General features: G+C 68.3%; 8 protein-coding genes. All 8 read right to left on the bottom strand.

Annotation, left to right across the window (positions count from 1 at the left end):
• Positions 1-26: 26 nt before the first annotated feature.
• Positions 27-884, bottom strand: a complete 858-nt coding sequence (locus G6020_RS03515) for a F510_1955 family glycosylhydrolase (protein ID WP_150447127.1) — start codon at positions 882-884, stop codon at positions 27-29.
• Positions 885-1,081: 197 nt separating this feature from the next.
• Entirely contained in the window at positions 1,082-1,192 is a 111-nt protein-coding gene (locus tag G6020_RS16895) for a DUF305 domain-containing protein (RefSeq protein ID WP_241732557.1), read from the bottom strand.
• Positions 1,183-1,716 carry a DUF305 domain-containing protein gene (locus G6020_RS03510; RefSeq protein ID WP_241732556.1) on the bottom strand — a complete coding sequence of 178 codons (534 nt, stop codon included), beginning with the start codon at positions 1,714-1,716 and terminating at the stop codon, positions 1,183-1,185. The genes G6020_RS16895 and G6020_RS03510 overlap by 10 nt, the downstream gene beginning before the upstream one ends.
• A 105-nt stretch (positions 1,717-1,821) precedes the next feature.
• Positions 1,822-2,598 (bottom strand): hypothetical protein, encoded by a 777-nt coding sequence (locus G6020_RS03505; protein ID WP_182609673.1) that lies wholly within the window; start codon positions 2,596-2,598, stop codon positions 1,822-1,824.
• A 116-nt stretch (positions 2,599-2,714) separates the two neighbouring features.
• The gene (locus G6020_RS03500; RefSeq protein ID WP_182609672.1) at positions 2,715-3,878 is read right to left on the bottom strand and encodes an XRE family transcriptional regulator; all 1,164 of its coding nucleotides are present in this window, start codon (positions 3,876-3,878) and stop codon (positions 2,715-2,717) included.
• Positions 3,865-4,407, bottom strand: coding sequence for a hypothetical protein (locus G6020_RS03495; RefSeq protein WP_182609671.1), 543 nt, complete (start codon positions 4,405-4,407; stop codon positions 3,865-3,867). The genes G6020_RS03500 and G6020_RS03495 overlap by 14 nt, the downstream gene beginning before the upstream one ends.
• Entirely contained in the window at positions 4,376-5,899 is a 1,524-nt protein-coding gene (locus G6020_RS03490; RefSeq protein WP_241732555.1) for an ATP-binding cassette domain-containing protein, read from the bottom strand. The genes G6020_RS03495 and G6020_RS03490 overlap by 32 nt, the downstream gene beginning before the upstream one ends.
• Positions 5,896-6,349: RNA methyltransferase (locus G6020_RS03485; RefSeq protein ID WP_182609670.1), on the bottom strand; the 454-nt coding region annotated here is incomplete at its 5' end. The genes G6020_RS03490 and G6020_RS03485, both read right to left, overlap by 4 nt.

Here is a 6,349-nt window from a genome sequence, read left to right as displayed (position 1 = left end):
TCCCCGTGAACTACCGGGGCTAGCGGTCATTGTGCGGTCCCTGTCGGGAGGACGACGGTGGTCTCGGTGCCGTGGATCCAGACGACGCCGCGGTCGTCGACGAGCACGACCGCCCCATCTGCGTTCCCGAGCGCCTGGACGGTGCCCGTGGCGGCACCGACGCTGTCCCAGGATCCGGTGCCGGTGAGTCGCCAGAGGGTGCCGTCGGTGTCGACGCCGACCAGCCCGCCTGTGGAGTCCGCCTCCACCAGGTAGAGCGGCGGCGCATCCGCGACGAGGTCGAAGGTGGCGCCCGCATCCCGGCTCTCCTGCAGGCCCTGCCGCGTCGCGGCGTAGAGGGTGCCGTCGGTGGTGACGGTCAGGTCGGCGGCGGGGAGCTCGGCGCCGTCGATCCAGGTGGTCCCGCCGTCGGTGCTGGTGCGGATGGTGATCGAGCTGGACCCGATCCCGTGGATCGCACGGTCTCCGGCGGTGAGGACGTGGAAGTCCTCCTGCCCGGTAAACGCGACCGGCTCCCAGGTGGTCCCGGCGTCGGTGCTTCGGATGAGTCCCAGGTTGTGCTCGCCGAGCTCCGCCGGGGTGTTCGGTCCGGGGTGCCCGGAGGCGTAAAGGACGTCGCCGTCGGCGGTCAGGCCCATCGCGTCGAAGTCCGCGCCTCCCAGGGGGCCGGAGATGTCGCCGGTGTCGGTGAGGGTGTAGAGGCCGATGTGGGTGCCCAGCAGCACGGTGCTCCCGCCGAGGTCGACGATGCCGTGCACATGACCGAGACCCGTGTCCGGGGCGGGTGCCGAAATGGCGGTCGGCGTGGAGGTGCAGCCGGTCAGCAGCAGGCCCGCGGCAGCGGCGACGGCAGCGGCCGTGATCGTGGTGGCGTTGCTGCTCATGCGATCGCCTGGATGAAGAGGATGGTCGCCGCGGACAGGATGATCAGGGCGAGGATGATGGCCCACGAAGGACGCGGCCAGAGTCCGGGAAGTCATGATGGGCCTTTCGACGGGCCGGCGCTGTCGGTCAGGACGGATGCGCCGGGCCTCGGGCGGGGCCAGGTGAGGGGTGGTCGGCCCCGCCCGAGGGGTTCGGGTCAGAGGGTGGCGAGGATGTCCTGCATGGTGGTGATCTCGGCGGTCTGTCCGTCGATGATCTGCTGGGCGAGCGCGGCCACGTCCGGGTACTCGCCGTTGTTCAGCACCATCTGGCCATGGTGACGGCGCCCTGGTGGTGGCCGACCATGCCCTCGAGGAACAGCCGGGTCGCCTCGACCCCGGTGGCGGCGTCCAGGGCGGCCATGTCGTCGTCGGACATCATCCCGTCGCCGTGGTCCATGCCGCCCGTCCCGCCCATCCCGCCCATGTCGGACATGGAGTCGTCGTAGGGGATTCCCCAGTCCTCGAGCCAGCCCTTCATGGTCTGGATCTCGGGGCCTTGGGCGGCTTTGATCTGCTCGGCGAGGGTCACGACCCGCTCGTCGATGCCGTCCTTGGCCAGGATCTGATCGGCCATCTCGATGGCCTGTTCGTGGTGCGGGATCATCATCGTGACGAACATCTCGTCAGCGGAGTTGAACGATGCCTGCTCGGAGGGGGCGGGGGTGCTGCTGGTCATGCCGCCGGGGCCGTGGTCCATGCCGGGCATGGATCCGTCGGTGGGCGCGCAGCCGGCGAGCACGAGCGCAGCGGCGAGCGCGCCGGTGCTCAGCGCGAGAATGCGGAAACGCATGGGTGGGTGTCCTTGTCTAGTCAGTCGAATGGTGAGTTGATTCCCGTGCCGTATGCGGGCACGGCGCAGCATCTCCCGGCACAGCGGCGACGGGAGGGCGGGGAATCAGGTTCGACTGATCGACAGGACGATGAGGGAAGGTGGTCGGGGGTGCGGTAACGCGGTGAGCACATTCCGCCCGTGCAGGCGTAGCAGGGCGAGGACGGTGCCCAGGCGGGCCAGCAGCGCCGGGGCGAGCAGCACGATGGTGGCGGCCAGCAGCGCCAGCACGCACGCCATCATCAGCATCGAATGGTCGAAGCCGTCCTTCTGGTAGACGTTCGGCATGTGCGAGTCAGCACCTGTGAATTGCGGGCTGCTGAGGAATGTGAGCAAGTGATCCTGGTCCCTGCCGTACATCTCGACCTTCCGGCCGGTGACCTTCTGGCGAAGACGCAGACCAAGGCCCCCGCCATCGACCGGGTACTCCTCGATGTAGGCCCACACGGACGTCGGAGGAGATGCGACGTCCGCCGTCACGATGTGGACCTTAACCGAGAAGCCCTCGAACGCGACAGCTATCTCGTGAGCGCCTTGTTTCACAATCGGCGCGGAGATGGCGACGTACTCCGCGCGACTCCGTGGCTCAACGAGGCCGCCTCCATGCGCGTAGCAGTCCTGCAGAAGGTTCGACAGCGGCGCGAATGACCTGAACATCTGGTTGTCCGTCAGAACGCGCACGAGCCGCTTGGTTGACTTCTCGCGAAGGCGGAGGTCCGGTGCGCCGACCGCGTTCTCGAACCGCTCGACGTAGCACTTGACGATGCCGGAACTCTGGGCGCTACGAGCAGTCACGCCCGCTGCCCGAGCAGCTCGCCGGGTCTTCGAACTTGATCGGCTCATCCCTAATCCTCCGTCTCGCGGCTGCCGAATCCCATCGCCGCTGGGCGACGTCGTTGCCTTTCCGGAGGGCCGTCATCTGCGCGCTAATCCTCGACCTCGACGACACCATTCCAGCCCTATTCGGGTGAGGGATCGGTGACCAGCTTCAATGTCGGCCTGGGATCGTCGACACCCAGGACTTCGCGCACACGTGCCGGGTGCCATCGCAGCTCGCGGGCGAGGTCTATCTGCGCGAAGCCGATTTGATCGGCAAGCCGGGCAGCCTCGGCCAACATCGACGGCACCTCACCCGGATATGCGTTCACCGGCTCGGGCGCGTCCAGTGAGGAGCTGCGCAGCTGGTTCAGCTTCTGGTAGCCCCGACGGATCGAAGCGTCGGAGACCGTACCGGTCTCCTTCATCCGTAGCAGCAGCGAATCCACCGACACACCCCAATGCCGCGAGAGCTCATCGAGCCGCGAAAGGTTCACGGTCCGCGGCAGCAAGTTCACAATCTGGGAACGTGGAGTCAGGAACTCAGCAGCGAATTGATCGGCTTCTCGCTCCTGCTGCTGGTCACCTGGAACGGCCTCGCCGTGCAGGAGCAGGTGCCCCAGCTCGTGGGCGACCGTGAACCGATAGACGAACACCGACTTCGCACGCTCGGGCGTCACCACGATGACCGGGCGAGCCAAGCGAGACGTCGAGAACGCGCCGACTCGGGCTACGTCGGCGTTCGCCAACGTCAGCAGGCTCACGACGATCCCGTGCGATTCCGTCAGCGCGACCAGATGCTTGACCGGCTTCACGCCCAGGCCCCAATGCTCGCGAAGCGCCTGCGCCGCGGAAGCGGGATCCGCTTGCTGCCGATCCACCACCGGCAAGTCGACATCTGGGAACCGGACCTTCTTCTCTAGCGCGAACGTCAGCTCCCAGACCTGTTCAATGAATGCAATCGCCTTGGATCGATCCCGCGCGGTGGTCGAGCGCAGGCTCCGGAAATGCGCCTCCGAGCCGTCGACGCGGCCGATCGGTCGACCCGTGGCGAAGTAGTCCACCGGAACATCGAGCTCGCGCGCAAGCACCGGCAGCAGGTCGCGGCGCGGCGTTACCACTCGCGACTCGTACTGGCCGATCGCCGCAGGCGTGACTCCGACTAGCTCGGCGAGCTTCGCCTTCGACAAGCCGGCCGCGAAACGCGCCTGGGTCAGACGAGCTGGGTCGAACGCGTCAGCGACGGCGTCGAGATCGGGACGGTCGGCTGTTCCAAGAAGAGAGAAGAAGGTGTCACTGTCGTCCATCAGCCTCTCCGTCCGCCTCGTCGCCCTTCACCCCCAGATCCGGGCGCGGGATCGGCCCGTCGGAGAACGACTCGTCCGTCAGGTCCACATCCACCAGGGAGCCCGCGCCTACTTCGAGCAGCGATTCCATCGACGCGAAGGTGAGGTAGCCGTCGCTTCCCAACGTCGCCTCACCCCAGTCGACGCTGTGGAGCGCGAACGGGTTGCTCGCATACGGGACGACGACCACGCGGGAGTGGGTCGACAGCGCCTCCTCGAGCGCCTTGCTCTCGGCGTCGACCAGCTCCCGCTCTTCCTCGGTCAACTCGGGGTGCTCGAACTCGATGTCCAGACGCTGCTGGGTCGATTCGCGCTCCTCACCGAACAGCGAGACCCGCGTGTCCGAGACGGCGAACGGGCGCGAGCCGATGACCGTGGACCGCTCCCGCGCGAACCGCCACGGGAACAGGATCACCCCGTTGAACGCGACCAGTTTGTATCCCCGGCGCGGAACGATCTCAGCCGAGGGCAGGCGCCCAAGCACCGTCACGAACTCGTCCAAACACTTCCGCCAGATCTGGCCATACACGCCGGTGTGCTTCATCTCGGCCTCGGCCTGCGCGTTCGCCATCTTCTCGTGGCAGTCGCGGATGATGGACGAGATCTGCTCTCGCACCAGTACGCCGTCGGCTCCCAGCGTTCGCAGCGCCCACGCGCGCCCCTCGTCGATCGCCACAGTGGGCTCCCTTCATCCGGATACCCCGAACGTAGCATATCGCTTTAGTTTTCGACGCCAATCGCTCACACGGAGCTGTCGCGTGTCGCCGACGCGGGGTCCATCGGGGACAGAGATGCCATGTGGTATTGCCCGAGCCGTTGGAGCCGCTGATGAGGATCCGGTCCCCGGCATCGATCTGCAGGGTCACCGGGCCGAGGACGAAGTCGCCGCGGCGCACGACGGCCTCGGCGAGCACGGCCACCACGGAACCGGAGCGGGGCGCCGTCGCGATCTCCATCTGGAGCTCCCACTCCTTGCGCGGTTCGGCGACCACCTCGAGGCGTTCCATCGCCCGCTCGGACTGGGAGATCTTGGCGGCCTGCTTCTCGGAGCGCTGGCCCGCCCGGTTCCGGATGTGCTTGTCGCGCTCCGCGTCCTTTCCGCCGGTCTTGCGCATCGTGTTGCGCACGCCCTTGTCCAGCCAGGATTTCTGTGTCTGCACGCGGTCCTTCAGCTGATCGACCCGGCCCGCGTACTCCTCGTAGGCGTCGCGGGCCCGTTGCCGTGCCAGCGCCCGTTCGGCGAGGTATGCCTCGTAGCCGCCGTCGAAGACGGCGATCTGCTGCTGGGCCGAGTCCAGTTCGACGATGCCGGTGACGCACCTGGCCAGGAACTCGCGGTCGTGGCTGACCACCACCATCGGGCGCCGTTCGGCCTGCATGAACTCCTCGAGGACGGCCAACCCCGCCAGGTCGAGGTCGTTGGTGGGCTCGTCCAGCAGCAGGATGTCGTACTGGCTGAGCAGCACGGCGCCGAGGTTCACGCGGGCGGCCTGCCCTCCCGACAGCGCCGACATCGACAGGTCCGGGACCGTGTCGTCGAGCCCCAGCCGGGCTGCGGTGACGGGGATCCGCTCGTCGAGGTCGCCACCGCCGAGCGCCAACCAGCGCTCCAGGGCGTCCCCGTAGGCGTCCGCGCCGGAGTCGGAGTCCGCCATCTGCTCCGCCAGCGCGTTCATCCGCGCGAGCGCGTCCGCGACGCCGGTGACGCGGTGCAGGAAGTCGCGAACCACCTCGTCGTCGTCGCGCTCCACCTCCTGTCGGAGGAGCCCGACTGTGGCGTCCGGCGGGCTGAGGGTGAGCTGTCCCGTCATCTCGGCGACGGGGTCGCCGGCCAGCGCGTGGAGGAGAGTGGACTTTCCGGCGCCGTTAGGTCCGGTGAGGCCCCAGACGTCTCCGGGTGCGACGACGAGGTCGAGCCCGTCGAACAGGGTCCGCGCCCCGCGGGTGGCGCCGAATCCGCGGGCGGTGAGGGTCGCGGTCATGATCCCGCCAGCAGCCGGGCGCTCGTGTGGAGGCAGATGGAGGCGGCGGTGACGATGTTCAGGCTCTCGGCCCTTCCACGGATGGGGATGCGGACGCGGAGATCCGCCCGCGCGGCGAGGTGCTCGGGCACCCCGTGGGCCTCGTTGCCGAAGATCCACGCGGTCGGCTCGGCGAGGACGTCATCCGCTCGCTCGACGTCCACCTCTCCGTGGGCGTCGGCGACCGCCACCTGCAGACCCGCCCGGTGCGCCCGGTCGATCAGGTGGTCCTCGGCGATCCCCCGCACGACGGGGAAATGGAACAGGCTGCCGGCGGACGCCCGGACCGCCTTGGGATTCTCCGGGTCGGCCGCGCCCTCGGTGAGCCAGACCGCGTCGGCCCCGAGCGCGTCCGCGACGCGGACCAGGGTGCCGACGTTGCCGGGTTCGGACAGCGCCTGGCCGACGGCG

It is taken from the genome of Dietzia sp. B19 (assembly GCF_014145155.1).
Lineage (GTDB): Bacteria > Actinomycetota > Actinomycetes > Mycobacteriales > Mycobacteriaceae > Dietzia > Dietzia natronolimnaea.
Note: the sequence above shows the minus strand (reverse complement) of the source record. Positions and strands in the feature narration are given on the sequence as shown.